At 60.7% G+C, this 24391-nt stretch carries 22 protein-coding genes; 13 read left to right on the plus strand and 9 right to left on the minus strand.

From position 1 onward, the window contains the following. Nucleotides 1–22: 22 nt before the first annotated feature. From K9857_RS20955 to zur, 4 genes are read right to left on the minus strand one after another with little or no spacing between them, the layout of a single operon-like run. Entirely contained in the window at nt 23–736 is a 714-nt protein-coding gene (locus K9857_RS20955; RefSeq protein ID WP_224538903.1) for a PA5502 family lipoprotein, read from the minus strand. Between the two features lie 37 nt (nt 737–773). Continuing rightward, a complete protein-coding gene (gene znuB, locus K9857_RS20960) occupies nt 774–1562 on the minus strand; it encodes a zinc ABC transporter permease subunit ZnuB (protein WP_047535815.1) in 789 nt (262 codons plus the stop codon). Next, nucleotides 1555–2340 carry a zinc ABC transporter ATP-binding protein ZnuC gene (gene znuC, locus K9857_RS20965; protein ID WP_224538905.1) on the minus strand — a complete coding sequence of 262 codons (786 nt, stop codon included), beginning with the start codon at nt 2338–2340 and terminating at the stop codon, nt 1555–1557. The genes znuB and znuC overlap by 8 nt, the downstream gene beginning before the upstream one ends. Beyond that, entirely contained in the window at nt 2340–2822 is a 483-nt protein-coding gene (gene zur / locus K9857_RS20970) for a zinc uptake transcriptional repressor Zur (RefSeq protein WP_224538908.1), read from the minus strand. The genes znuC and zur overlap by 1 nt, the downstream gene beginning before the upstream one ends. Nucleotides 2823–2888: 66 nt before the next feature. On the opposite strand from zur, the gene K9857_RS20975 reads away from it, so the two are divergent. After that, entirely contained in the window at nt 2889–3809 is a 921-nt protein-coding gene (locus tag K9857_RS20975) for a zinc ABC transporter substrate-binding protein (RefSeq protein WP_224538911.1), read from the plus strand. Nucleotides 3810–3928: 119 nt separating this feature from the next. On the opposite strand, the gene K9857_RS20980 is transcribed toward K9857_RS20975, so the two are convergent. Both K9857_RS20980 and K9857_RS20985 read right to left on the minus strand, forming a co-directional pair. Next, nucleotides 3929–4879 (minus strand): homoserine kinase, encoded by a 951-nt coding sequence (locus K9857_RS20980; protein ID WP_224538913.1) that lies wholly within the window; start codon nt 4877–4879, stop codon nt 3929–3931. 57 nt (nt 4880–4936) lie between these two features. Beyond that, nucleotides 4937–5227, minus strand: coding sequence for a DUF2782 domain-containing protein (locus K9857_RS20985; protein ID WP_015092908.1), 291 nt, complete (start codon nt 5225–5227; stop codon nt 4937–4939). A 74-nt stretch (nt 5228–5301) separates the two neighbouring features. Here K9857_RS20985 and polA point away from each other — a divergent pair, with 74 nt between their 5' ends. After that, a complete protein-coding gene (gene polA, locus K9857_RS20990) occupies nt 5302–8124 on the plus strand; it encodes a DNA polymerase I (RefSeq protein ID WP_224538915.1) in 2823 nt (940 codons plus the stop codon). 404 nt (nt 8125–8528) lie between these two features. Here the strand turns inward: polA and yihA are convergent, their stop codons facing one another. Then, nucleotides 8529–9173, minus strand: coding sequence for a ribosome biogenesis GTP-binding protein YihA/YsxC (gene yihA / locus K9857_RS20995; protein ID WP_175375746.1), 645 nt, complete (start codon nt 9171–9173; stop codon nt 8529–8531). A gap of 191 nt (nt 9174–9364) precedes the next feature. On the opposite strand from yihA, the gene K9857_RS21000 reads away from it, so the two are divergent. The 7 genes from K9857_RS21000 (at nt 9365) to K9857_RS21030 (ending at nt 16643) form a co-directional block, all read left to right on the plus strand. Further along, nucleotides 9365–9655 (plus strand): c-type cytochrome, encoded by a 291-nt coding sequence (locus tag K9857_RS21000; RefSeq protein WP_224538917.1) that lies wholly within the window; start codon nt 9365–9367, stop codon nt 9653–9655. 45 nt (nt 9656–9700) lie between these two features. Then, nucleotides 9701–10330 (plus strand): c-type cytochrome, encoded by a 630-nt coding sequence (locus tag K9857_RS21005; protein ID WP_224538919.1) that lies wholly within the window; start codon nt 9701–9703, stop codon nt 10328–10330. 200 nt (nt 10331–10530) lie between these two features. Continuing rightward, nucleotides 10531–11172, plus strand: a complete 642-nt coding sequence (gene dsbA / locus K9857_RS21010) for a thiol:disulfide interchange protein DsbA (protein ID WP_224538920.1) — start codon at nt 10531–10533, stop codon at nt 11170–11172. A 15-nt stretch (nt 11173–11187) separates the two neighbouring features. Further along, nucleotides 11188–12066, plus strand: coding sequence for an endonuclease/exonuclease/phosphatase family protein (locus K9857_RS21015; RefSeq protein ID WP_224538923.1), 879 nt, complete (start codon nt 11188–11190; stop codon nt 12064–12066). Continuing rightward, nucleotides 12063–14066 carry a GGDEF domain-containing protein gene (locus K9857_RS21020; RefSeq protein ID WP_224538925.1) on the plus strand — a complete coding sequence of 668 codons (2004 nt, stop codon included), beginning with the start codon at nt 12063–12065 and terminating at the stop codon, nt 14064–14066. Before K9857_RS21015 ends, K9857_RS21020 begins: the two co-directional genes overlap by 4 nt. Before the next feature lie 99 nt (nt 14067–14165). Beyond that, on the plus strand, nt 14166–14948 hold the full coding sequence (locus K9857_RS21025; RefSeq protein ID WP_175375740.1) for an N-acetylmuramoyl-L-alanine amidase: 783 nt from the start codon (nt 14166–14168) through the stop codon (nt 14946–14948). An 81-nt stretch (nt 14949–15029) separates the two neighbouring features. After that, nucleotides 15030–16643: an EAL domain-containing protein gene (locus tag K9857_RS21030; protein ID WP_224538927.1), complete on the plus strand. Its 1614-nt coding sequence runs from the start codon at nt 15030–15032 to the stop codon at nt 16641–16643. Between the two features lie 6 nt (nt 16644–16649). Here K9857_RS21030 and K9857_RS21035 read toward each other — a convergent pair whose 3' ends face one another. Then, nucleotides 16650–18440, minus strand: coding sequence for a KinB sensor domain-containing domain (locus K9857_RS21035; RefSeq protein WP_224538930.1), 1791 nt, complete (start codon nt 18438–18440; stop codon nt 16650–16652). Nucleotides 18441–18450: 10 nt separating this feature from the next. Next, a complete protein-coding gene (gene algB, locus K9857_RS21040; protein WP_224538933.1) occupies nt 18451–19797 on the minus strand; it encodes a sigma-54-dependent response regulator transcription factor AlgB in 1347 nt (448 codons plus the stop codon). 434 nt (nt 19798–20231) lie between these two features. Between algB and K9857_RS21045 the strand changes: the two genes are divergently transcribed. The 4 genes from K9857_RS21045 to K9857_RS21060 all read left to right on the plus strand — a co-directional run bounded on the left by K9857_RS21045 (nt 20232) and on the right by K9857_RS21060 (nt 24330). After that, entirely contained in the window at nt 20232–20519 is a 288-nt protein-coding gene (locus K9857_RS21045; protein WP_224538936.1) for a hypothetical protein, read from the plus strand. A gap of 89 nt (nt 20520–20608) precedes the next feature. Further along, the gene (locus tag K9857_RS21050) at nt 20609–20770 is read left to right on the plus strand and encodes a DUF1328 domain-containing protein (RefSeq protein WP_175375735.1); all 162 of its coding nucleotides are present in this window, start codon (nt 20609–20611) and stop codon (nt 20768–20770) included. A 770-nt stretch (nt 20771–21540) separates the two neighbouring features. Continuing rightward, nucleotides 21541–22872: a glutamate/aspartate:proton symporter GltP gene (gene gltP / locus K9857_RS21055; RefSeq protein WP_224538938.1), complete on the plus strand. Its 1332-nt coding sequence runs from the start codon at nt 21541–21543 to the stop codon at nt 22870–22872. A gap of 228 nt (nt 22873–23100) precedes the next feature. Beyond that, a complete protein-coding gene (locus K9857_RS21060) occupies nt 23101–24330 on the plus strand; it encodes a nucleoside recognition domain-containing protein (protein ID WP_224538940.1) in 1230 nt (409 codons plus the stop codon). Nucleotides 24331–24391: the final 61 nt, after the last annotated feature.

The raw sequence follows: 24391 nt of genomic DNA on the forward strand, positions 1-24391 counted from the left end.
GCGAGGCTTGCCCGCGAAGCTCTTAGGATTTACGCGGAGTCAGGACCATCTGCGCCGGCACGCTGCGCAGAATCTGCCGCTCCAGCTTCAGATCGAACTGCGGATCGAGCTTGTTCACCCGCTTGGTCAGCAAATTGGCCAGCCATGGGTAATCATCGGTACGCGGCGCCTGGATGCTCACGTCGCACTGATAATTCACCACATCGGCGGCGATCGCATCTAGTTGGCGGCGAAGTTTGCTGATGTCGTTGATGTTCAGCGCAACGGTGGTGCTTTCGGCGGTCGGGTCGATGACCTTGGCTTTCGGCTTGGCTTCGGCGGCTTTCAGAGCAGCTTCTGCCTTTTCCAGTTCAGCCTTGCGCGCCTGAGCGACAGCGCCGTTGACGCCGCCAGTCAGCGCCGGTGCCTTGGGCATCAGCGCGCGGGCGCGGGCCAAGGCAGTAGCAGCAGCGTTGACGTCGCCTTTTTGCAGCACGATCTGGCTGCGCATCAAATAGGCTTCAGCCAATTGCCGCTGGTATTGCTCCAGGGATTGATCATTGGGCGATTCGGCCTGCAAAGCGGCCAGTTGCCCTTCCGCGGTGGCCAGCTCGCTGCTGGCCAGGCTTTGTTCAAGCTGTGCAATAGCCGTGGCCCGCGCGTCCGGGGTCTCGGCTGCCGGCGGCGTGCTTTGGCATGCACCCAGCAGCAGAGAAAATGCGACAAGGAGCACATAACGGGAGGTGAACAGCTTCATTCCTGCGACTCTCTATTTGCGCAAAAAGCGAGCAAGTCTACACCCCTCGACGGGGCAGAACAAAACTCAGCAGAAACAGTGCGGCGGCCGTCACAACAATCGACGGGCCGGCCGGAGTGTCCTTGAACCAGGACAAAGCCAGCCCGCCACACACGGCGAGTATGCCCAGCAGGCTCGCGCCCAGTGCCATCTGCTCCGGCGATCGGGCGTGACGTTGTGCCGCAGCCGCCGGGATGATCAGCAACGAAGTGATCAGCAATACACCGACGATTTTCATCGCCACGGCGATCACCACGGCGATCAGCAACATCAGCGCCATGCGCAATCCCGCCACGGGCAGACCTTCGACCCTGGCCAGTTCCTCATGCACGGTGATGGCAAGCAGTGGTCGCCACAACGCCACCAACAATGCCAGCACCGCGGCGCTGCCGCCCAGGATCCAGGCCAGATCGGTCGGACTGATAGCCAGCAGGTCGCCGAACAGATAGGCCATCAGGTCGATCCGCACTTCGTGCATGAAGCTTAGTACGACCAGACCGAGAGAGAGGGTGCTCGGTGCGAGAATTCCCAAAAGCGTGTCGGAAGCCAGCGGCTGGCGCTGTTGCAAGGTCACCAGCAACACCGCCAGCAGCAGGCAGCCTACGGTGACCGCGACCGTAGGGCTGACATCCAGCAGGAAACCCAGCGCTACGCCGAGCAACGCGGCGTGGGACAGGGTGTCGCCGAAATAGGCCATGCGCCGCCAGACCACGAACGAACCCAGGGGGCCCGCAACCACCGCCAAAGCCAGACCTGCAAGCAGGGCGTAAAGCAGAAAATCAGCCATGCTTGCAGTTGTCTCCGTGAACATGGGGTTGGCCCGAAACAGGCCCTTTGACCACCGAACCATGCAGATCGTGGGCATGGTCGTGATGGTGGTGATAGATCGCCAGACTCGGCGCGTTTTTGCCGAACAGTTCGACGAAGGCCGGGTCGCCGCTGACCTGTTCAGGATGGCCGGAGCAGCAGACATGTCGGTTGAGGCAAACCACTTGGTCGGTGGTGCTCATCACCAGATGCAGATCGTGGGAAACCATCAACACCCCGCAGCCGTGACGGTCACGCAGACGGGTGATCAGGCTGTAGAGTTCGGCCTGTCCGGCGACGTCGACGCCTTGTACCGGCTCGTCGAGCACCAGCAGTTCCGGCTCACGCAACAGCGCGCGGGCCAGCAGCACGCGCTGCATTTCGCCGCCGGAGACGCTTTGCACCGGGCTGTCGATGACGTGCTCGGCGCCCACTTCCTTGAGCGCGGACAGCGCCATCGTCCGATCCACACCCGGCACCAGGCGCAGGAAACGCAGCACCGACAGCGGCAAGGTCGGATCGACATGCAGTTTCTGCGGCATGTAACCCACGCGCAGTTTCGGCTTGCGCCAGACCGTGCCGCTGTCGGGTTTCAACAGGCCCAGCACGGCACGCACCAGCGTGGTCTTGCCGGCGCCGTTGGGGCCGATCAGGGTGACAATCTGCCCGGGCTCGACGCTCAATTCGATGTTATCCAGCACAGGCTGCCCGGCGAACGTGACCGCGACCTGCTGCAGACGGATCAAGCTGTCGCTCATCAAGCCCCCTGGCAACCCGAGCAGAGACCGACCACTTCGACGGTCTGACCTTCGACGACGAACCCGACCTCGGCGGCGCTGGCGATGATCGCGTCGCTGATGGATTTCTGTTCGAGTTCAATAGCGGCGTGGCAATCGCGGCAGATCAGGAATTGCCCCTGATGCGCGTGCGCCGGGTGATTGCAGCCGATGAAGGCGTTGAGCGAGGCGATCCGGTGAACCAGACCGTTTTCCAGGAGGAAATCCAGCGCGCGGTACACCGTTGGCGGCGCGGCGCGGCGGCCGTCCTGCTCGCTGAGTACCGCCAGAATGTCGTAGGCGCCCAGCGGCTTGTGGCTTTGCCACACCAGTTCCAGCACCCGGCGACGCAAAGCGGTCAGGCGCAGACCCTTGCGTTCGCACAGGGCGTCAGCCTCGGACAGAGCGCTGTGCACGCAATGAGAGTGGTCGTGGGGACGGCTGGCAAGCGGAGTTTTGGTCATGAGCGGCGACGAGTTTGGTGAGAGACGTTATTATGTTACCCGTTCTCGCCTCTCCGAGTGTTCATCGTGCCCCGACTTTTTTCATACTTTGTCGCATTTATCGCAAGTTTTCTGCTGATCGGTCAGGCGCAAGCCGAGGTCAGGGTCCTCACCAGCATCAAGCCGTTGCAGTTGATCGCCGCTGCCGTGCAGGACGGCGTGGCGATTCCCGAGGTTTTGCTGCCGCCCGGCGCTTCGCCGCATAACTATGCGCTGCGGCCTTCCGACGTTCGCAAGGTGCAGTCGGTGGATCTGCTGTACTGGATCGGGCCGGACATGGAAGGCTTCCTGCCGCGGGTGCTGAACGGCCGTTCGCTGCCGAGCGTCGCCGTACAGAGCCTTCCGGGGATGAAGTTGCGCCATTTCGCCGAAGATAACCACTCTCACGCCGAAGAAGCCGACGATCATGACCACGATCATCGTCCGGGCAGCCTTGATGCGCATCTGTGGCTGTCGCCGGTCAACGCCCGGGTGGTCGCGGCAAAAATGGCCGAAGATCTCAGCGCAGCCGATCCTGCCAACGCGGCCCGATATCAAAGCAACGTCCAAGCCTTCAATGAACGCCTCGATGCCCTAGACCTGCGCCTTAAAAAGCGTCTGGCCGGCATTGAAGGAAAACCCTACTTCGTCTTCCACGAAGCCTTCGACTACTTCGAAGATGCCTACGGCCTGAAGCACACCGGCGTGTTCAGCGTCGCGGCGGAGGTGCAACCGGGCGCCCAGCACGTCGCGGCGATGCGCGCGCGGTTGCAGGAAGTAGGCAAGACCTGTGTCTTCAGCGAACCGCCCCTGCGTCCGCGCCTGGCGGAAACCCTGGTAGCCGGGCTGCCGGTGAAACTGGCGGAGCTGGATGCGCTGGGCGGCTACACACCGGCAACGGCTCAGGGGTATGAGCAGGTGCTGGAAAAGTTGGGGAATGATTTGGCGGGGTGCCTGGAGTCGTTGTAATTCAAAAACCGCGGTGCCCCATTCGCGAGCAAGCCCGCTCCCACATTTGATTTCGGTCGTTCACAGAATTTGTGTACGCAGGAGATCAAAATGTGGGAGCGGGCTTGCTCGCGAAGCTTTTAAAGGGCAAACGGCAAAGGCGTATTTACGGTCTGCCGCTGCGCCAACCGCAACTGAAACTCCATCGGGTCGTGAATCAACACGTCCTGCCCCGCGAACGATTCCGCCGCGATCAATCGCGACAACCAGAACCGCACACAAGCCACCCGCAACATGGTCGGCCACAGCTCGGCTTCGGCGGCGGTGAATGGCCTCAGCGCCGCGTAGGCACCCAAAAGCGCCCGCGCCCGTGGCCCGTCGATAAGGCCATCGTCATCCGAACACCAGTCATTCAAAGCAATCGCCACGTCGTAGAGCATCGGCCCCGAGCAGGCGTTGTAGAAGTCGATCAGGCCGGTCAGGTGCGTGCCTTCGAACATCGCGTTGTCGCGGAACAGGTCCGCGTGGATGTTGGCCCTTGGCAGAGCGAGGATTTTCTCTTTCTGGATAGTTATTTCTTCCAGCGCCTTTTGCAGCAGCTCTTTCTGTTCGGCTTCGAGGTGCGAGAGAAACTGCGTGCCCTCCTCCAACATCCAGTCCAGGCCGCGATCGGTCTTGCGCTTGATCATGTTGGCCTGTGTCGCCAGGTGCAGGTGCGCCAGCAACTCGCCGACCTGGGTGCAGTGCTGGGCATTGGCTTGCTTGATGTGCTTGCCGGCCAGGCGCGGCTGCAGCAGCGCAGGCTTTCCGGCCAGCTCACGCAACGCCACACCGTCGGTGGTGCGTAGTGCGTAAGGCACCGGCAGATCGGCTTCGTGCAGGACGTCGAGCAATTCGATGAAGAACGGCATCTCCTGGACCGGGCCGCGCTCGACCAGGGTCAGGACAAATTCGCCCTGCTCCATGCTGATAAAGAAGTTGGTGTTTTCACTACCGGCGGCGATCCCCTGGAAATCAAGCAGGCGGCCAAGGCCATAAGGGGCGAGAAAGGTTTCCAGCTCGGGCCGAGCCAGGGGGGTGAACACAGACATGTTTAAGCTGCCAGTACGGGCGCCGCTCGTGAGCCGGCGCCAATTGAAATTAGGAAACTATTTCCACTCAAAGATCTTCCACGACGGAATCAGCATATCCGGCTGATCCGAGCGGATGAAGTTGCCGTCCGATCCATCGGCGCGCACCAGAAAGTACGGCTTGCCGCCCTTCGGCGTGACCTGAATGGCATACAGGAAGCCATTCTGGCGGTATTCCTTGATCGTGTTGTCGCCTTCCGTGCGAATGGTTACATCCGGTTCCGGTGACGGCGCATCGTCCGCCGCCATCACCGCCAATGGTGTGATTGCAAACAACCCAGCCAGCAACAGGCGATTTAGTGTGCGCATGATAACCTTGTCCCTTTGTCGTCAACGGTCCCGCTATTCTAGCGCCGGACCCGCCGAAAAGGTTGATCGTGCTCATGAGCCAAGCCCCCCTCGTCCTGGTGGACGGTTCTTCTTACCTGTATCGCGCCTTCTTCGCACTGCCACCGCTGACCACCTCCAAAGGTCTGCCGACCGGAGCGGTCAAAGGTGTGCTGAACATGCTCAAGAGTCTGCGCAAGCAGTACCCGGACAGCCCCTTCGCCGTGGTGTTCGACGCCAAGGGCGGAACCTTCCGCGATGAAATGTACGCCGAGTACAAGGCCAATCGCCCGAGCATGCCCGACGACATGCGCGTGCAGATCCAGCCGCTGCACGACAGCGTCAAGGCCCTGGGCTTCCCGCTGCTGTGCGTCGAAGGCGTCGAAGCCGACGACGTGATCGGCACCCTGGCGCGCAGCAGCGCCGCGGCTGACCGCCCGGTGATCATCTCCACCGGCGACAAGGACATGGCGCAGCTGGTCGATGGCCACATTACCTTGGTCAACACCATGACCGGTAGCAGCATGGACGTGGAGGGCGTGAAGGAGAAATACGGTGTCGCTCCCGAGCAGATCATCGATTACCTGGCGCTCATGGGCGACTCTTCCGACAACATCCCGGGCGTTCCCGGCATCGGCCCGAAGACCGCGTCCGGCCTGCTGGTGGGCGTCAACGGTGGCCTGACCGAGCTGTACGCGCAGCTGGATATCGTCCCGACCCTGCCGATTCGCGGGGCGAAAACCCTGCCGGCCAAGCTTGAAGAGCACAAGGAAATGGCCTTCCTGTCCTACGCGCTGGCGACCATCAAGGTCGACGTGCCGCTGGACATCGAACTCGATGACCTGCAGATGGGCCCGGAAGACCAGACAAAGCTGACCGAACTCTACAACCTGCTCGAATTCAAGAGCTGGCTGAACGACCTGCAACGCGATGCCAAGCGCGTGGAACTGAGCGCGGCCGCCGAGCCGGCACCGGTGGTGGACCTGTTCAGCGCCGCCGAAGCCGTGGCTGAAGTGCCAGCGTCGGCGCCGGCACCGACGGCTGAAACCCGCTACGAGACCATCCTCGATCAGGCACGCTTCGACGTCTGGCTGGAGAAGCTGAACAACGCCAAGCTGTTCGCCTTCGACACCGAAACCACCGGCATCGACGCGCAGCAGGCGCAACTGGTGGGCGTTTCGTTCGCCGTGCAGGCCAACGAAGCGGCCTACGTTCCGCTGACCCATTCCTACATCGGCGTGCCCCAGCAGCTGGATCGCGACACTGTCCTGCGCGCCCTCAAGCCGATTCTGGAAGACCCGAACAAGCTCAAGGTCGGCCAGCACGCCAAGTTCGACATGAACATCCTGGCCAACTGCGCCATCGGCGGTGATCAGGCCAACGGCATCACCGTGCGCGGCATCGCCTTCGACACCATGCTTGAATCCTACGTGCTCAACTCCACCGCCACCCGTCACGACATGGACAGCCTGGCGCTGAAGTACCTGGATCACACCACGGTGAGCTTCCAGGACATCGCCGGCAAAGGTGTGAAGCAGCTGACGTTCGATCAGATTGCCCTCGAGCAGGCCGGCCCCTACGCCGCCGAAGACGCCGACATCACTCTGCGTCTGCACGAAGCGCTGTACGACAAGCTCAGCGCCATTCCGAGCCTGGCCAGCGTGCTGACCGACATCGAAATCCCGCTGGTGCCGGTGCTGGCACGCATCGAGCGCCAGGGTGCGTTCGTCGATGCCGCGCTGCTCGGCGTGCAGAGCATCGAACTGGGCGACAAGATGGTCGCGCTGGAGCGTGAAGCCTTCGAGATCGCCGGCGAAGAGTTCAACCTCGGCTCGCCCAAGCAACTGGGCGTGATTCTCTACGAGAAACTCGGTCTGCCGGTGCTGAAGAAAACCGCCAAGGGCCAGCCGTCCACCGCTGAAGAAGTGCTGGCCAAGCTGGCCGAGGAAGACTACCGACTGCCCAAGGTGCTGATGGAATACCGTTCCATGAGCAAGTTGAAAAGCACCTACACCGATCGCCTGCCGGAGCAGATCAACCCGCGCACCGGGCGTATCCACACCTCCTATCACCAGGCGGTGGCGTCCACCGGGCGTCTGTCCTCCAGCGATCCGAACCTGCAGAACATTCCGGTGCGCACTGCTGAAGGACGGCGTATCCGCCAGGCCTTCGTGGCACCGACCGGCTACAAGCTGCTGGCAGCGGACTACTCGCAGATCGAACTGCGGATCATGGCGCACCTGTCCCGGGACGAAGGCCTGATGAACGCCTTCCGCAACGATCTGGACGTGCACACCGCCACCGCCGCCGAAGTGTTCAAGGTCGAACTGGCAGACGTGACTTCCGATCAGCGTCGCAGCGCCAAAGCGATCAACTTCGGCCTGATTTACGGCATGGGCGCGCAGAAGCTCGGCAAGGACATCGGCGTCGACACCAAGACCGCCAAGGCCTACATCGACACCTATTTCGCCCGCTATCCGGGTGTGCGCCAGTACATGGACCGCACCCGCGCCCAGGCGGCGGAACAGGGTTATGTGGAAACCTTCTTCGGCCGTCGCCTGTACCTGCCGGAGATCAACTCCAACAAGCCGCAGGAGCGCGCCGCCGCCGAGCGTACGGCGATCAACGCGCCGATGCAGGGCACGGCCGCCGACATCATCAAGAAAGCCATGGTGGCTGTGGATAACTGGCTGACGTCCTCCGGGCTCGACGCCAAAGTCATCCTGCAGGTGCACGACGAATTGGTGCTGGAGGTGCGTGAAGATTTGGTCGACCAGGTTCGCGAGGAAATTCGCGGTTACATGAGTGGCGCGGCCAAACTGGACGTTCCATTACTGGTCGAAGTCGGCGTTGGCAACAATTGGGATGAGGCTCACTAAGCCGTCTGTCGGCTAGTTTTGAGGTACGGGCGTACCCGCAAGGGGGCGCCCGTCGAGCTCAACGGAATGTATATGCCCTTGCGAGGCCCGGAATCAGGGGGTTCCGCTGCGGCATAGTGCCGCGGATGAAAATCGAATAGCGCTCAATCCGGAAAGTTTGCGGAACTTTTCCAAAGGCGCTGAAAAAAAATCTGAACTAATCTGAAGAAACACCACTCAGAGATACTGAATGGCTGGTGAAGCCCTTCGATGCTCCTATGTTGTGTTAAGTGTTGGCAGATATCTGGACCCCGCCCTAGCGGTCTAGAACTTGAACCCCGGAACTTCCCCCTCCCCATAGAAGTCCGGGGTTTTTTTTGCCTGCAGAAAACTGCCCGCGGCGCACCGCAGACAGTTCCCGAACCTTACTGCGCCTCTGCCTCAGCGCCCTTGTCCGCCAATTCCATCCAGTCCGCCAACACAGTGTAGGCCTCTTCCAGCCCCATGCGCTTGGGCGCCGAGAACAACTGGATGGTCACGGCATCGCCCCAACCCTTGCGAATCTCCGACTGAACCTTGAGCAGCGTGTTCTTGGCCGCGCCATAGGTCAGCTTGTCGGCCTTGGTCAGCAGAATGTGCATCGGCATACCGCTGGCGATGGCCCAGTCGAGCATCAGGCGGTCGAAGTCGGTCATCGGGTGACGGATGTCCATCATCAGAATCAGACCCTTGAGACTCTCGCGACTGCCCAGGTACGCCTCAAGGTGACGCTGCCAGTGCTGCTTGAGCGGAATAGGGACTTTTGCGTAACCGTAGCCCGGAAGGTCGACCAGACGGCGTTCATCGTCTAGCTTGAAGAAATTCAACAGTTGCGTGCGCCCCGGCGTTTTCGAGGTACGCGCCAGGCTGGCATGGGTCAGGGTGTTCAGAGCACTGGACTTGCCGGCGTTGGAACGCCCGGCGAAGGCGACTTCAAAACCTTCGTCATCCGGACATTGGTCGACTTTGGCGGCGCTGAGCATGAAGGTGGACTGTTGGCACAGACCGAGGATGGGATTCTTGAGTTGCATGGGATTTCCGATGTGGGCGGCGCCTGGAATGGGCGCGGCAAGCGGTGTCGCTTCCGTTTCAGTGACGCCAGTATATAATGCCGCAGATTTTGTGTGCGCTTTGTCCCAGCGTAGGACGAAGTTCACGAGAGCGACAGACCTTGATTGCGCACTAGAACGCAGAACGCTCTCAACCCTGAAAAGGTCGTTTTATGACGAAATGGCTGCTGGCTGCCGGACTTCTGATGCCGCTTTACAGCGCTCAGGCTACACAGGATCCGGAAGCCGTGTACAACCGTGTTTGTGGTGCCTGTCATTCCGGCCAACTCCCCATGGCGCCCCGCAAGGGCGATCAGGAAGCTTGGACGCCGAGGTTGGCGAAAGGTATGGAGACGCTGGTGCAACACGTGACCCAGGGTTTCAAGGCGATGCCGCCGCGTGGTTTGTGCATGGACTGCAGTGCCGAGGATTACCGAGCCATCATCCAGTGGATGAGCGAGTAAACCCGGTCCATAACTCTTAACCCTTAGCCGTAGTTGGATTAGCTGATGAACAAACTGATCGTGAGTCTGCTGTTGACCGTGGGGATCTCCGGCGCTGCCTATGCCGCAGGTGAGCCAGTCAAACCTGGTGACGCCGCCGCAGGCCAGGCCAAAGCCGCCGTATGTGGCGCCTGCCATGGCCCGGATGGCAACAGCATGGCGCCAAACTTTCCAAAGCTGGCCGGCCAGGGTGAACGTTACCTGACCAAGCAGCTGCACGACATCAAGTCGGGCAAGCGCACCGTTCTGGAAATGACCGGCCTGCTGACCAACCTGAGCGATCAGGACCTGGCGGACCTCGCCGCGTACTTCGCCAGCCAGAAGGGCAGCGTCGGCGCCGCCGATCCGAAGATCGTCGCTCGCGGCGAAGCACTGTTCCGTGGCGGTGACCTGGCCAAGGGCATGCCGGCGTGCACCGGTTGCCACTCGCCAAACGGCGCGGGCAACGCCGCTGCCGGCTTCCCGCACCTGGGCGGCCAGCACGCTCAATACGTTGCCAAGCAACTGACCGATTTCCGCAAGGAAGAAGGTGGCCGGAACAACGACGGCGACACTAAACCAATGCAAAGTATTGCCAAGAAGATGAGCGATGAAGACATCGCCGCAGTCTCCAGTTACATTCAGGGCCTGCACTAAGACTGGTGAATCGGGCGCGGCGCGAAGCAGGCAACTCCTGCAACGTTAACGCTCGATTAATCCGTGGTGGCAAGTATAAAAAGGGTGGCTTTGGCCGCCCTTTTTTGTGGCCGCTGCCGTTACACTACAGAACTCGGCCCCGCTCAGACCTGTCTGAAAACAGGTCGCGCGAGTCGATAAAATTTGCTCAGGAGTAAAGCATGCGTAATCTGATCATCAGCGCCGCACTGGTCGCTGCCAGCCTGTTCGGCATGACCGCCCAGGCCGCCGAAACCCCCGCCGCCCCTTACGTTGAACTGAGCAATCCGGTTCCGGTTGCCGTTCCAGGCAAGATCGAAGTGGTGGAGCTGTTCTGGTATGGCTGCCCGCACTGCTACGCCTTCGAGCCGGTGATCAACCCATGGGTCGAGAAGCTGCCTTCTGACGTCAACTTCGTCCGTATCCCTGCCATGTTCGGCGGTCCTTGGAACGCACACGGCCAGATGTTCCTGACCCTGGAAGCCATGGGTGTGGAGCACAAGGTCCACGCCGCGGTGTTCGAAGCCATCCAGAAGCAACACATGAAACTGACCGACAAGAATGACATGGCGGACTTCCTGGCCACTCAAGGCGTCGACAAGGACAAGTTCCTGGCTACCTTTGACTCCTTTGCCATCAAGGGCCAGATCGTCAAGGCCACTGACCTGGCCAAGAAATATGAAATTACTGGTGTCCCGACCCTTATCGTCAACGGCAAATACCGCTTTGACGTAGGCTCTGCCGGCGGCGCTCAAGAAGCCCTGCAACTGGCCGACAAACTGATCGACAAAGAGCGAGCAGCCAACAAGGCGGCCTCCAACTAAAAGGCTTTACCCACCATGCGCCGCTGGGGAAGTGAACGCAGCGTTGGCCGGCATGATCCGCGGGTCAACGAGCATCATCTGCAATCGACGGGCCTGCCTGAAGACAGCCGTCTGCGTTTGCTCAGTTTCAATATCCAGGTCGGCATCAGTACCGAACGTTTTCGGCATTACCTGACCCGGGGTTGGCAACATCTGTTGCCGCACACCGGGCGTGCCGACAACCTGCAGAAAATCGGCAGCCTGCTCGGCGACTTCGATCTGGTCGCCCTGCAGGAAGCCGACGGCGGCAGCCTGCGCACGGGCTACGTCAATCAAGTCGAACACCTGGCCCAGCTCGGCGCCTTCCCCTACTGGTATCAGCAACTCAATCGCAATCTCGGACGCTTCGCCCAGCACAGCAATGGCGTGCTGAGCCGCCTGCGGCCGTGGGCGATCGAGGATCATCCGTTGCCGGGGCCGAAGGGTCGCGGGGCGATTCTGGTGCGCTTCGGCGAAGGCGAGGATGCCTTGGTGGTGGTGATGATGCACCTGGCTCTCGGTGCCCGGACCCGCAGCCTGCAGCTGGCCTACATCCGCGAATTGATTGGCGGCTACAAACACCAGGTGCTGATGGGCGACATGAACACCCACGCCAGTGACCTGTTGCAGAACTCTCCATTGCGCGACCTCGGCCTGTTGGCCCCGCAACTGGAAGCGACATTCCCCAGCTGGCGCCCGCAACGCTGCCTGGACCACATTCTGTTGAGCCCGAGCCTGACGCTTGAAAAGGTCGAGGTGCTGGCCCAACCCATTTCCGATCACCTGCCGGTCGCGGTAGAGATTCGTCTGCCGGGTTCGCTCACGGCCGATGCATTGCCCGCGTTGAGTCCTACCCCTCGCGGAACCCCTGAATGAGCGACGACGCCCAGCGCTGGAAAGAGAAATACCTCAAAAGCATCGAACAACAGGAAAAGCTCGAACGTCGCTGGGATGCCCGCCTCGACTTGCTGCGCCGTGGACTGGTGCGCAGCACCCTGGCGGCCGAAGGCACTGACCGCGCCGTCGATCAATGCATGAAGGAAATGCGCGAAGTCGTGCGCACCGACGACATGGACGCGGGCCTCGCCGCCCTGATCCCGCGCCTGGAAAAAGCCGTACTCGACTCCGAGCAGCGCCGGGAAACCCGGATCAACCAGACCAGCGCCGCCCTGACCGCGCTGGTCACCCAGCTGCAAACCCTGCCCCTGCCTCGGGATGTCAGCCGCCCGCTGAAAAATTTCGCCAAGCAACTGGATAACCGGGTCAGTCAGGCCCGCGAGATGCCGTTGCTGCTCAGTGAACTCAGCGGCTTGCAGGGCAAGGCCCTGAGTCAGCTGGAAGCGACGCCGGAGCCCGACCGCCCCAGCCTGCTGCAACGGCTGTTCGGTCACCGTGAAGCCGACGAAGCAGCGCCGCTAACCACTCCGAGCGCCGAGCAGCCTCCAGCCCATCCGCTGGAAACGTCACGCGCGCCGCTTGAAGTTGAGCTGCACTTCGAAACTCAGGAGCCGACAGCTGTGGCTGCCGAGCCACAAAGCACGCCTGTGCCGGCTGCTCCAGCCATTGATTCAATTGCCCCAGCCATTGAGTCGACAGAGGCACAACCAGAGCCCGCCGCGCTGACGGAAGCAGAACCTGCGACCGATGAATCCAAGGTTGCTGAAACCGTCGTCGAAACTCCCCCGGCTCTGATCGAACCGACCACCAACCCCGACGAGCTGACTCACATCGAGCCTGCCGAGCCGCTGCCCGCCGAGCAGCCAGCCGACGAGCCTGAACAACCGCCCGCGCCTGACGTCCTCTATGCCCTGCCCGACTCCCCCGAGCCGTCCTACAGCTCGGTGGCCAAGCACATCGAAGAGACATTGCTAGGTCTGCTCGACGACCTGGCGATCCCCGAGCGCCATCGCCCGCAAGCGGAGTCGATGCGCTACCGTCTGCAAAACGGCCTGAACTGGTACGAACTTCTGCCGATCCTCGACGATCTGGCCACCTTGATGCTGGCGATCGCGGGCAGCGGCCAGCACGAGTTCGAGACCTACCTGCAACATCTGAACGAACGCCTCGAGTCGTTCCAGAGCAATCTGCAAGCCGCCAGCGCCGGCCATGCCGACAACCGCTCCGCCGCCCAGGCCATGGACACGCAGATTCGCGAGCAAGTCGACGGCATGCAAAGCAGCATGCATGAAGCGTCCAACCTGGAAGATCTCAAGGTGGTGCTGGAAAACCATCTGGAAGGCTTGCTCGGCACCATGGATCGTCATCGTCAGCAGCGCGACGAACGCGAGCAGGAAGTCGCGGCCCGCCTCAACGGCCTGGCCGAACGGGTGGCGCACATGGAACAGGAAGCCCTGGGCTTCCGTGAGCATCTGGAAGAACAGCGCCAGAAAGCCCTGATCGACCCGCTCACCGGCCTGCCCAACCGCGCCGCCTGGAGTGAGCGGCTGGAGCATGAAATCGGCCAGTGGCAGCAGCACGGCAATACCTTGCTGCTGGCGATGCTCGACCTCGACCACTTCAAGCGCATCAACGATAACTACGGCCACCTGGCCGGCGACAAGGTGCTGAAAATCATCGCCACGGTGCTGCGCAAGCGCCTGCGCGGGACGGATTTCATTGCCCGGTTTGGCGGTGAGGAATTTGTTCTGCTGATGCCGTCGACGGTGCCGGCGTCGGGGATGAAGTTGCTGGAACAGCTGCGCGCGTCGATTGAAGCCTGCCCTTTTCACTTCAAGGGCGAGCCGGTCACCGTCACCATTTCCATGGGGCTGACGGCGTTCAGATCCGGAGAAAGCAGCGATCTGGTGCTCAAGAGAGCCGATCAGGCGCTCTACCGCGCAAAAAATGCCGGACGCAATCGCGTGGAGCTGGGCTGAGGCGCAGCGCCGCAAATGTTTAAAACTTTGTGAATGCCCGCCGCACGCAAGGCAGTACGTTACACTGTTGCATTACTGCCTTGCGTGTATTGCCCAGCCATGAAATTTTCCGCGTTCATCATCCTGTCACTGCTGCTTCTGGCCGGTTGCGCCAGCGGCCCTCGCTACGACACCAGTCACCCTTCCGCCAATCACGACAGTCGCATCCAGTTCGTGGTGCTGCATTACACCTCCGCCTCCCAGGAACGCTCGCTGCAATTGCTGACCCATGGCGAAGTCAGCAGCCATTACCTGATCGGCGACGACAAGAAGGCGACCATTTTCAAGCTGATGGACGAAAACCAGCGCGCCTGGCACGCCGGAGAAAGCCAGTGGCAAGGCCGGACCTGGCTGAACTCGAGCTCCATCGGCATCGAAATCGTCAATCCGGGATTCAAGGACACCCCCACTGGGCGCCTCTGGTATCCCTACAGCGAAGCGCAGGTGGAATCCTTGATCGTCCTGCTCAAGGACATCACTTCCCGCTACCCCATCAGCCCGCGCAGCATCATCGGCCACAGCGACATCGCGCCCTTGCGCAAACTCGATCCCGGACCGCTGTTTCCGTGGAAGCGTCTGGCGGCGGCAGGATTCGGCATCTGGCCCAACGAGCAGGCAGTGGCGCGCCAGCAGCTACAATTTGAAGCGCAGCCGCCGAGCATCAGTTGGTATCAGGCGCAGCTGGCCCGCTTCGGTTACGAGATTGCGCAGACCGGCGAACTCGATGTCGCCACACGCCACGTGATCGCAGCGTTCCAGATGCATTTCCGGCCATCGCGCTTCGACGGCACGCCGGATGCGCAAACAGCGGCCATGCTGCTGGTGTTGAATCAGACAAAATAAATAGCGACGGCCGCCCGACGGTCAGCGCGCCATGTCAAATCAGCAGCTATAACTCATTGGTAATTCGCCGGATATTCCACGATGCCTGCTGCCAGAGAGACATTCCGTAGTTGGTTCTATCGCCCCTGGTTTCTGGCGATGATGGCGGCTGTCCTGAGCGCAACCCTATTGATGGCGGGCAGTTTTTTCATCGCCCTGCACCAGATCCAGCAGAATGAAAGCCAGGAAATGAACGCCCAGGGCGAGCGATTTCTCGCCCGCCTTGAACAACTGTTCGGACAATTGCGCGAAAGCCTCGACGATCTGGAAGCCCAACCATTGCGTGGTTGCGATGACGAGATGATCGCGACCCTGCAGCAAGTCACCTTCAACTACCGCTTCGTCTACGAAGCCGCGTACATGGATTCCTCGCGCATCTGCTCCAACCGACCGCGCCAGGAAGGGTTGTCGCTGATACGCCCACCCGACATCAAAGGCCCCACCTACAGCTACTGGCTGAACACCACCCTGGAACCCGATGAAAACCGCGCCGCCCTGATGCTCGGGCGCGGCAATTTTCGGGTCGCCACTTCTCGCGGGCATTTGACCGACATGGTCGACTTGTCACCCGGCAGCAGCCTGCTGGTAGTACTGGACCGCGGCACCCGGGCGATCCCCGTATTGGGTGCCTCGCAAGTATGGCCGCCGTCCGAGCATTGGCCGCCGAAAAGCCGGGATGCCCTGCAAGTCACGCAGAAACGTCTGATCTATCGCATGCCCACCGATAATCCGGAGTACCAGTTGGTGCTGATCAGCCCGCGCGGCAGCACGCACATTCCGCTGATGTGGTGGTGGCTGCTGCCGGTGTGCCTGAGTCTGTCCTTCTGCGTGGGGTTCCTGGTGTTCCTGCTGGTGCGTCAGCGCCAGTCCCTGGATGCTGAATTGACCGGCGCCATCCGCCGCGGCGAATTGCAGGTCCTGTATCAGCCGATCTTCGATCTCGACAGCCGCAACTGCGTCGGCGCCGAAGCCTTGCTGCGCTGGCGACGACCGGACGGCACCCTGACCAGTCCCGACCTGTTCATCCCGATGGCTGAGAACACCGGACAGATCCGGCAGATGACCGACTTCGTCCTGCAACGCCTGCTTGAGCAGCTTGGGCAGCTGTTACGGGCCAATCCGCAGCTGTACATCTCGGTCAACCTGGCCGCGTGCGATGTGATGGTGCCGCGCATCGGCCAGGTCATGGCGCGCTTGCTGACCCTGCATCGGGTCGCCGCCCGGCAAATCGCCTTCGAGGTCACCGAGCGCGGGCTGATCGACGTGGTGGTGGCCCGGGAAAACCTGCAGGCGCTGCGCGATGTCGGCCATCAGGTACTGATCGACGATTTCGGTACCGGCTATTGCAGCCTCGCTTACCTGCAAACCCTGCCGGTGGATTGCCTGAAGATCGACAAGGCTTTCATCGATGCGCTGGGGCACGACGCGGCCAGCAGTGGTGTCGCGCCGCACATCATTCATATGGCGCAGTCGCTGCATTTGAAGGTGATCGCCGAAGGCATCGAGCATGAAGCCCAGGCTGAACTGCTGAGCAGTGAAGGGGTGAAGTTCGGTCAGGGCTGGTTGTTCGCCCACGCCTTGAGCGCCGTGCAGTTCATCGAACTGATTACCCGTGGCCGCCGGTTTGCCAGCCGACGTCTGGACGATGAAGCCTGAAACGCGCTACACGGTCAGCGCCATGTAGAACTGCGTGCCCTGCCCCGGCCGCGAATAAACCCCCATCCGCCCGCCGTGCAACTGCACGATTTCCTTGCACAGCGCCAGGCCGAGCCCGGCTCCGCCTTTCTTCCGGCCGACCTGCACGAAAGGCTCGAAGATCCTTCCCTGCTGCCCGTATGCAATGCCCTCGCCGTTATCTTCGACGCTGATGATCACCCGATCGCCATGGCGTCGGGCCTGCAGGCGGATCAGACCGCCGGCGGCGGTATGGCGCAGAGCGTTGTCGATCAGGTTATCGAGCACCCGGTCCAGTTGTGGCTGATCGGCCTGCAGACGCGGCAGCGGGCCCTGCACTTCCACCAGCAGCTCGATGCCCTTGAGTTCGGCATCTTCGGTAAAGCGCGTCTGCGCCTGCTCCAGCAATTCGTCGATGGAACACGGCGCGAGGCTAAGCTTCTGCAGGCCGTTCTGGTAGCGCGAGAAGTTCAGCAGGTCGTTGATCAATTGCATCAGGCGCTGCATTTCTTCGTTCACCGTATCCAGCAGATCGGCTTCACGGGAATCCGGGTCGAAACGCGCACGCTCACGGAACAGGCCGAACGCCATATGCATGCCGGTGACCGGCGTGCGCAATTCATGGGAAGCGCGCAGCACAAACTCGCTGCGCACCCGTTCGAAGGCGCGTTGCTCGGTGACGTCATGCAGCACCATTACCGCGCCAAGCACCTGTCCTTGAGTGTGCACAACAGGCGTCAGGCTGAAAGTCAGGACACGGGTTTCGCCATCGACCTCGATGGTCAAATCTTCCGGGGGACGCTCCAGGGTGCCGCCACGCAGCACCATCTGCAGTTGCTCATCGAGTTCGGGACGCTGCAAGGCCACATCCAGCGCCTGCCCGACTCGATCGGCCTCCCAACCCAACTGACGCTGGGCCACCGGGTTGAGGTGTTCCAGACGCCCTTGGCGATCGATCATCAGCAAGCCGTCGTCGATGCTGTCCAGCACCGCCTGCAAGCGCTGCTGACCGGCCAGCAGTTCATCGACATTGGTGGCCTGATGCTCACGCAAGGCCTCGGCCATGATGCCGAAGCGGCGGGTCAGTTGGTTCAGTTCAGACGCCGAGGATACCGGCAGCGTGACGTCGAAATTGCCCTGTCCGATATCGTCTGCGGCCCGCGCCAGTGCCTCGATGGGTCCGCCGAAACGCCGGGCGATGGCATGGGCGGTGGCAAATCCGATGATCAAGACCGCCAACCCGACCAGCCCCAGCAGACCGGCGATCAGCAAGGCCCGCTCCCGGGCACGGCGCTCGGTATCGCTGATGCCATCCAGGGCACGCTTGTGCTCGGCAATCAGGCCGTTGCGCAGCGCATTGAATCTTTTCGTGAGTTCGTCGTTGCCGCTGAGCACCTGAGTGGGATCGGGCGATGCTTCGTACGCCTTGATGAAACTCAGGTAGTCGGTCTTGGCTTTCTGGAATCCATAGCCGTTGCCCTCGCTCTCCGGCTCTTGGGCAATGCCCTCTTCCAACAACTTCAAATATTGCTGTTTGGACGCCTCGAAGGCAGAAGAGTCCGGTTTTTCGCTGAGCATCACGAGTAACTGATCGCCCAGCGTCTGGCGCAATTTGAGACCAATATCCAGGGTGACGAAGTTATTGCGCACCAGCGCTTCCTGGGTGCCCGCCATCTGCATCACGCTGACCAGCCCGAGCAACAGGCCGAGCAGCGCGACGGTGATCAGCGCGGAAATGCTCAGGAACAGCCGGGTCCGCAACTTCATCGCCAGTTTCATTGGCGGCGTCTCACAAGTTGTACTGTTTGCGTTTGCGGTACAGCGTCGATGCATCGATGCCTAACGTCTTGGCCGCCTGATCCAGCGTGCCGGCAGTGGCGAGGACTGCACCGATGTGGGCTTTCTCCAGTTCATCCAGGCTCAGGGCAGCGCCGATGCGCGGTGCATTGTTGACCGGCGTTTCTGCCATCCCCAGGTGACTGATCTCAACCTTCTCCTGCGCACAGATGATGCTCGCGCGCTCGACCACGTTGCGCAGCTCACGGATGTTCCCTGGCCAGCGATAACCCAACAGCGCTTCGCGGGCCTCTTCACTGAAACCCCGGGCCGGGCGCGCATATTCCTTGACGAAGCGCGCCAGGAAGCGATCGGCCAGGTTCAGGATGTCTTCCCGGCGTTCGCGCAGCGGCGGCAGGTGCAGGGTGATGACGTTCAGGCGATAGAGCAGGTCTTCACGGAAACGGCCATCGCGGACCATGTCTTCGAGGTTCTGGTTGGTGGCCGCGAGGATGCGCACGTCGGCGCGGCGAGTGACCGGGTCACCGACCCGCTCGTATTCCTTGTCCTGGATGAATCGCAACAATTTTGGTTGCAAAACCAGCGGAAAATCGCCGATCTCGTCAAGAAACAGCGTCCCGCCATCGGCCTGGTTTACCCGTCCGAGGGTACTTTCGCTGGCGCCTGTAAACGCGCCACGGCTATGGCCGAACAGTTCGCTTTCCATCAGTTCGGCGGTCAGCGACGGGCAGTTGATGGTGATGCAGGACTTCTTCGCGCGTTTGCTCCAGCCGTGAATGGCCTGGGACAACTCACCTTTACCAGTGCCGGACTCGCCGAGGATAAGAATGTTGGCGTCGGTGTTGGCGACCTGGCGGGCGGTTTCCAGCACCACCTTCATCGCCGGGCTGTGGGAATCCAAACCGTCCTTGGGTTTGCGCACTTCGCCTTCCAGCGCTTCCAGGCGCGCCGATAACTGTCGCACTTCCAGTTGTTTGGCCGTGGCCAGCCGCAGTTGATCCGGGCTGCAGGGCTTGACCAGGTAGTCGGCGGCACCGGCCTGAATGGCATCGACAGCGGTGTCCACCGCCGAGTGTGCGGTGACGATCACCACGCGCATCCACGGCGCCTGAACACGCATTTGGGCCAGCACGTCGAGGCCGTTGTCCTCACCCAGGCGCAAATCGAGGAAACACAGATCGAACACCTGACGTTGCAGCAGCACCTCGGCCTGCGCGGCGCTGTTGGCGGTTGCCACGCTATAGCCTTCGTCTTCGAGGCAATAACGGAAAGTACGCAGGATGGCGGACTCATCATCCACCAGAAGAATACGGCCCTGATGTTCCGTGGCTGATTCCATTTTCCTACGCTCCTTAATGAATGGTCTTGGTTTAGTCCCGGAAAAATCGGGCAAGTTGCATGGTTCATTCTGATCCATTCCTGCGCCGACAGGATAGTCATCTCCCGCCACGCCGGTTTGGGTCCCGATTCCACGAGCCTTTAATAGATAGACACTTATCAAACGCCCAACCGCATCTTTTTCTGACAGCAGCGCCCTGCTCGCAATTCAAAAATATTGCGACGACAGCGCAGGTGATCGTGCATTACGCACGACCGCGAAAAGCCGCATCGTGCAGGATGCGTCCGAAGGTCAATTCGACACCAATATAACTTATTGATTTATATAGATTTTTTATTAGAAAAAAACTGGCACGCAGGCTGCAATAACTCAAATATCGCAGGGCAATAACAAAGCGCCCTCAACCTAATACCCAAAGTGGGAGGAGCTTCAGGATGAATCGCCAACGTGCCACCCAATTGCGGCTGTCGCCCTTGTACCTACAGCAAGGTCTGTTTGCCGTATTGGCGCTGCTGATCACCTTGATTGCCGGTCAGCAATTTTTGCGCTGGGAACAGAGCCAGCAGCAGGAAGGGCCAAGCGTGTCGTTTCAGCACCCGATCCAAACCCACTTCAGCGCCGCAAGAAGCGGCATGGAAGACACCCATTCGATGCGAATGATGGATGTCGACCAACACCAGACGATGGATGAATCGCCTCGTCAGGAACGCTGGGTTTTCTAGGTTCACACACCTGGCGCATTCCATACGCCAGGCCTCTAAGTAAAGAAACGCAGCACCTCTAAATAAAGAAAAGCGTAAGGAGAATCACCATGTTGAGCTGGGCAATTACATTCTTGATCATTGCCATCGTCGCTGCCGTACTGGGCTTCGGTGGTATCGCGGGCACCGCCACGGGTATCGCCAAGATTCTCTTTGTCGTGTTCCTGGTGATGTTCATTGCTTCCTTCTTCTTTGGTCGCCGTCGCGGCTGACGAATGAACTTGTTTGACTTGAGTTGATCTATCCGCCGTCCGGACGGAATCCGGATACATGACAAAGAAAGAGGCGCCACGCTTCTTTCCCAGTGCGCCCACCCGAGGAAGGCAGGCGCATGACCAGGGGGTCGGGACGTTCTGCCTGTTTCAGGGGCGGAGTGACCTACGGGTACAGGGAGTACCTGCGAAAGGACCAGGTCAGGAAAAGCTGCGACGCAAGTTCGTTGATCATTCGTGAATCGACGAACTTGCGGAGAGCTTATAAACGCAAAGCGTTGGATTAGAGCTATCCATCGGTTTGCTGTTGAACCCCGACATCACCCTTCCTGCATTTACTGGAAATCTCTTTTCCAGCTTCTCCATTGCGACCGTATATCGAGAAAAGACTGCGTAACCGCGCGGGAATTTTGTCGTGCCCGCTGTAGGATTTTCCCGAAATTTACGCCTCACGCGCCTGATCAGAAAATACTCAATTAGCGCTGTAATGGCCGGTTCACGGCACCTATGTCTGCCGAAATGTCGTATTCGAACCGATTGCGACGTCGCTTTCAGCTAAAAGACCTCATGCCGATTCGGCATAGGGTAGTCATTTACGGCATTAGACGTCGCTTCCTTGCATCGGAATAGTTGCGCCTTTTTTCGCCTGCCAGAGAGCCAGAACAAGCGCTCCGGGGCTCCTTATACGGGGGCGGTTGCACTCGACTTTTTCGCCAAAAGCGAAGCTGCTCGAGCCACTGTCCGAGTCAAACTGAAGTAAGGGTAAAGATATGAAGAAGGCAAAGCTTAGCCTCGCCTGGCAGATCCTCATCGGTCTGGTGTTGGGGATTGCAATCGGTGCGCTGCTCAACCATTTCAGTGCCGAGAAAGCCTGGTGGATCAGCAACGTTCTGCAACCGGCAGGCGATATCTTTATCCGTCTGATCAAGATGATCGTGATCCCGATCGTGATCTCCTCGCTGATCGTCGGCATTGCCGGCGTCGGTGACGCGAAAAAACTCGGCAGCATCGGCCTGAAGACGATCATCTACTTCGAGATCGTCACTACCATCGCCATCGTCGTCGGGCTGGTGCTCGCCAATGTGTTCCACCCGGGTTCGGGCATCGACATGAGCACCCTGGGTACTGTGGACATCTCCAAGTACAAGGCGACGGCGGCTGAGGTTCAGCACGAACACGCCTTCATCGAAACCATCCTCAATCTGATCCCGTCCAACATTTTCGCGGCCATTGCCCGCGGCGAAATGCTGCCGATCATTTTCTTCTCGGTGCTGTTCGGCCTCGGTCTGTCGAGCCTCAAGCCCGAGTTGCGCGAGCCGCTGGTAACGATGTTCCAGGGCGTATCGGAAGCCATGTTCAAGGTCACCCACATGATCATGAACTACGCCCCGATCGGCGTTTTCGCCCTGATCGCGGTGACCGTGGCCAACTTCGGCTTCGCTTCCCTGCTGCCGCTGGCGAAACTGGTGATCCTGGTTTACTTCGCCATCGCTTTCTTCGCCTTCATGGTGCTGGGCCTGATCGCTCGCCTGTTCGGCTTCTCGGTGATCAAGCTGATGCGCATCTTCAAGGATGAGCTGGTGCTGGCCTACTCCACCGCTTCCTCCGAAACCGTACTGCCGCGCGTGATCGAGAAGATGGAAGCCTACGGTGCGCCGAAAGCCATCTGCAGCTTCGTGGTACCGACCGGTTATTCCTTCAACCTCGACGGTTCGACCCTGTACCAGAGCATCGCGGCCATCTTCATCGCCCAGTTGTACGGCATCGACCTGTCGATCAGCCAGCAACTGCTGCTGGTGCTGACTCTGATGGTTACCTCCAAAGGCATCGCCGGCGTTCCGGGCGTGTCCTTCGTGGTCCTGCTCGCCACCCTGGGCAGCGTGGGCATCCCGCTGGAAGGCCTGGCGTTCATCGCCGGTGTCGACCGCATCATGGACATGGCGCGTACCGCACTGAACGTGATCGGCAACGCCCTGGCGGTACTGGTTATCGCGCGCTGGGAAGGCATGTACGACGAGGCCAAGGGCCAGCGCTACTGGAACTCCCTGCCGCACTGGCGCAGCAAGGAAAAGCTGCCGGCGGCTGAGTCTTCCCGCAACTGACACAAAACCCTTGTGGAAAACAGATCATGTGGCGAGGGGGCTTGCCCCCGCTGGGCTGCGAAGCGGCCCCAAAAGATGGGACTGCTTCGCAGTCCAACGGGGGCAAGCCCCCTCGCCACAAAGAGCGCCACAGTGATTGGGTTATATCGACAAACCCCGGAGAAATCCGGGGTTTGTCGTTTCTGGCCACCCCGCTATCATTCGCGCATCTTTTGGGGGATTTGACTGATGCTCAATGGCCTGTGGCTTGGCTTCTTCATCGTGGCCGCCGTGTCGGCGCTGGTGCAATGGCTGGTGGGCGGTAACGCCGGGATCTTCGCGGCGATGGTGGAAAGCATCTTCGCCATGGCCAAGCTGTCGGTCGAAGTGATGGTGCTGCTGTTCGGCACCCTCACCCTCTGGCTAGGCTTTCTGCGCATCGCCGAGAAAGCCGGGATCGTCGAATGGCTGGCCAAGGTCCTGGGTCCGCTGTTCCTGCGCCTGATGCCGGAGGTCCCACCCGGCCACCCCGCCATCGGCCTGATCACCCTAAACTTCGCCGCCAACGGCCTGGGCCTGGACAATGCCGCCACGCCGATCGGCTTGAAGGCCATGAAGGCGCTGCAAGAGCTGAACCCCAGCGACACCATCGCCAGCAACGCGCAGATCCTGTTCCTGGTGCTCAACGCCTCCTCCCTGACCCTGCTGCCGGTGACGATCTTCATGTACCGCGCCCAGCAAGGCGCGCCCGACCCGACCCTGGTGTTCCTGCCGATCCTGCTGGCCACCAGTTGCTCGACCATCGTTGGCTTTCTTGCCGTGGCCTTCATGCAGCGCTTGCGAGTCTGGGACCCGGTGGTGCTGGCCTATCTGATTCCCGGCGCCCTGCTGCTGGGCGGTTTCATGGCGCTGCTGGGCACCATGTCGGCGACCGCGCTGGCCGGATTGTCGTCGATCCTCGGCAATCTGACGCTGTTCGGGCTGATCATGCTGTTTCTGATTATCGGCGCGATGCGCAAGGTGAAGGTCTACGAGGCCTTCGTCGAAGGCGCCAAAGAAGGCTTCGACGTGGCGAAGAATCTGCTGCCGTATCTGGTGGCGATGCTCTGCGCCGTGGGCGTGCTCCGGGCGTCCGGTGCCCTGGATTTCGGCCTCGACGGGATTCGTCATCTGGTGGAATGGGCCGGCTGGGATACGCGTTTCGTCGACGCGCTGCCGACCGCGATGGTCAAGCCGTTCTCCGGCAGCGCCGCGCGGGCGATGCTGATCGAGACCATGAAGACTTCAGGCGTGGACAGCTTCCCGGCGCTGGTGGCGGCGACGATTCAGGGCAGTACCGAAACTACCTTTTATGTGTTGGCGGTGTACTTCGGTGCGGTGGGTATTCAGCGTGCGCGGCATGCGGTGGGGTGTGCGTTGCTGGCGGAGCTGGCGGGGGTGCTTGGCGCCATTGGGGTCTGCTACTGGTTCTTCGGCTAACCAGAACTCTGTGAGTGCTGTCCCTTGTGGCTGCCGGCTTTTGTGGCGAGGGGGCTTGCCC

Origin of the sequence: Pseudomonas sp. REP124 (genome assembly GCF_020164475.1) — a bacterium.
GTDB lineage: Bacteria > Pseudomonadota > Gammaproteobacteria > Pseudomonadales > Pseudomonadaceae > Aquipseudomonas.

Excerpts from the sequence above, each read along its gene's own strand:
- K9857_RS20955 (WP_224538903.1), bottom strand. The coding sequence starts at position 736 with ATGAAGCTGTTCACCTCCCGTTATGTGCTCCTTGTCGCATTTTCTCTG.
- znuB (WP_047535815.1), bottom strand. The coding sequence starts at position 1,562 with ATGGCTGATTTTCTGCTTTACGCCCTGCTTGCAGGTCTGGCTTTGGCG.
- znuC (WP_224538905.1), bottom strand. The coding sequence starts at position 2,340 with ATGAGCGACAGCTTGATCCGTCTGCAGCAGGTCGCGGTCACGTTCGCC.
- zur (WP_224538908.1), bottom strand. The coding sequence starts at position 2,822 with ATGACCAAAACTCCGCTTGCCAGCCGTCCCCACGACCACTCTCATTGC.
- K9857_RS20980 (WP_224538913.1), bottom strand. The coding sequence starts at position 4,879 with ATGTCTGTGTTCACCCCCCTGGCTCGGCCCGAGCTGGAAACCTTTCTC.
- K9857_RS20985 (WP_015092908.1), bottom strand. The coding sequence starts at position 5,227 with ATGCGCACACTAAATCGCCTGTTGCTGGCTGGGTTGTTTGCAATCACA.
- polA (WP_224538915.1), top strand. The coding sequence starts at position 5,302 with ATGAGCCAAGCCCCCCTCGTCCTGGTGGACGGTTCTTCTTACCTGTAT.
- yihA (WP_175375746.1), bottom strand. The coding sequence starts at position 9,173 with ATGCAACTCAAGAATCCCATCCTCGGTCTGTGCCAACAGTCCACCTTC.
- K9857_RS21000 (WP_224538917.1), top strand. The coding sequence starts at position 9,365 with ATGACGAAATGGCTGCTGGCTGCCGGACTTCTGATGCCGCTTTACAGC.
- K9857_RS21005 (WP_224538919.1), top strand. The coding sequence starts at position 9,701 with ATGAACAAACTGATCGTGAGTCTGCTGTTGACCGTGGGGATCTCCGGC.
- dsbA (WP_224538920.1), top strand. The coding sequence starts at position 10,531 with ATGCGTAATCTGATCATCAGCGCCGCACTGGTCGCTGCCAGCCTGTTC.
- K9857_RS21015 (WP_224538923.1), top strand. The coding sequence starts at position 11,188 with ATGCGCCGCTGGGGAAGTGAACGCAGCGTTGGCCGGCATGATCCGCGG.
- K9857_RS21020 (WP_224538925.1), top strand. The coding sequence starts at position 12,063 with ATGAGCGACGACGCCCAGCGCTGGAAAGAGAAATACCTCAAAAGCATC.
- K9857_RS21025 (WP_175375740.1), top strand. The coding sequence starts at position 14,166 with ATGAAATTTTCCGCGTTCATCATCCTGTCACTGCTGCTTCTGGCCGGT.
- K9857_RS21030 (WP_224538927.1), top strand. The coding sequence starts at position 15,030 with ATGCCTGCTGCCAGAGAGACATTCCGTAGTTGGTTCTATCGCCCCTGG.
- K9857_RS21035 (WP_224538930.1), bottom strand. The coding sequence starts at position 18,440 with ATGAAACTGGCGATGAAGTTGCGGACCCGGCTGTTCCTGAGCATTTCC.
- algB (WP_224538933.1), bottom strand. The coding sequence starts at position 19,797 with ATGGAATCAGCCACGGAACATCAGGGCCGTATTCTTCTGGTGGATGAT.
- K9857_RS21045 (WP_224538936.1), top strand. The coding sequence starts at position 20,232 with ATGAATCGCCAACGTGCCACCCAATTGCGGCTGTCGCCCTTGTACCTA.
- K9857_RS21050 (WP_175375735.1), top strand. The coding sequence starts at position 20,609 with ATGTTGAGCTGGGCAATTACATTCTTGATCATTGCCATCGTCGCTGCC.
- gltP (WP_224538938.1), top strand. The coding sequence starts at position 21,541 with ATGAAGAAGGCAAAGCTTAGCCTCGCCTGGCAGATCCTCATCGGTCTG.
- K9857_RS21060 (WP_224538940.1), top strand. The coding sequence starts at position 23,101 with ATGCTCAATGGCCTGTGGCTTGGCTTCTTCATCGTGGCCGCCGTGTCG.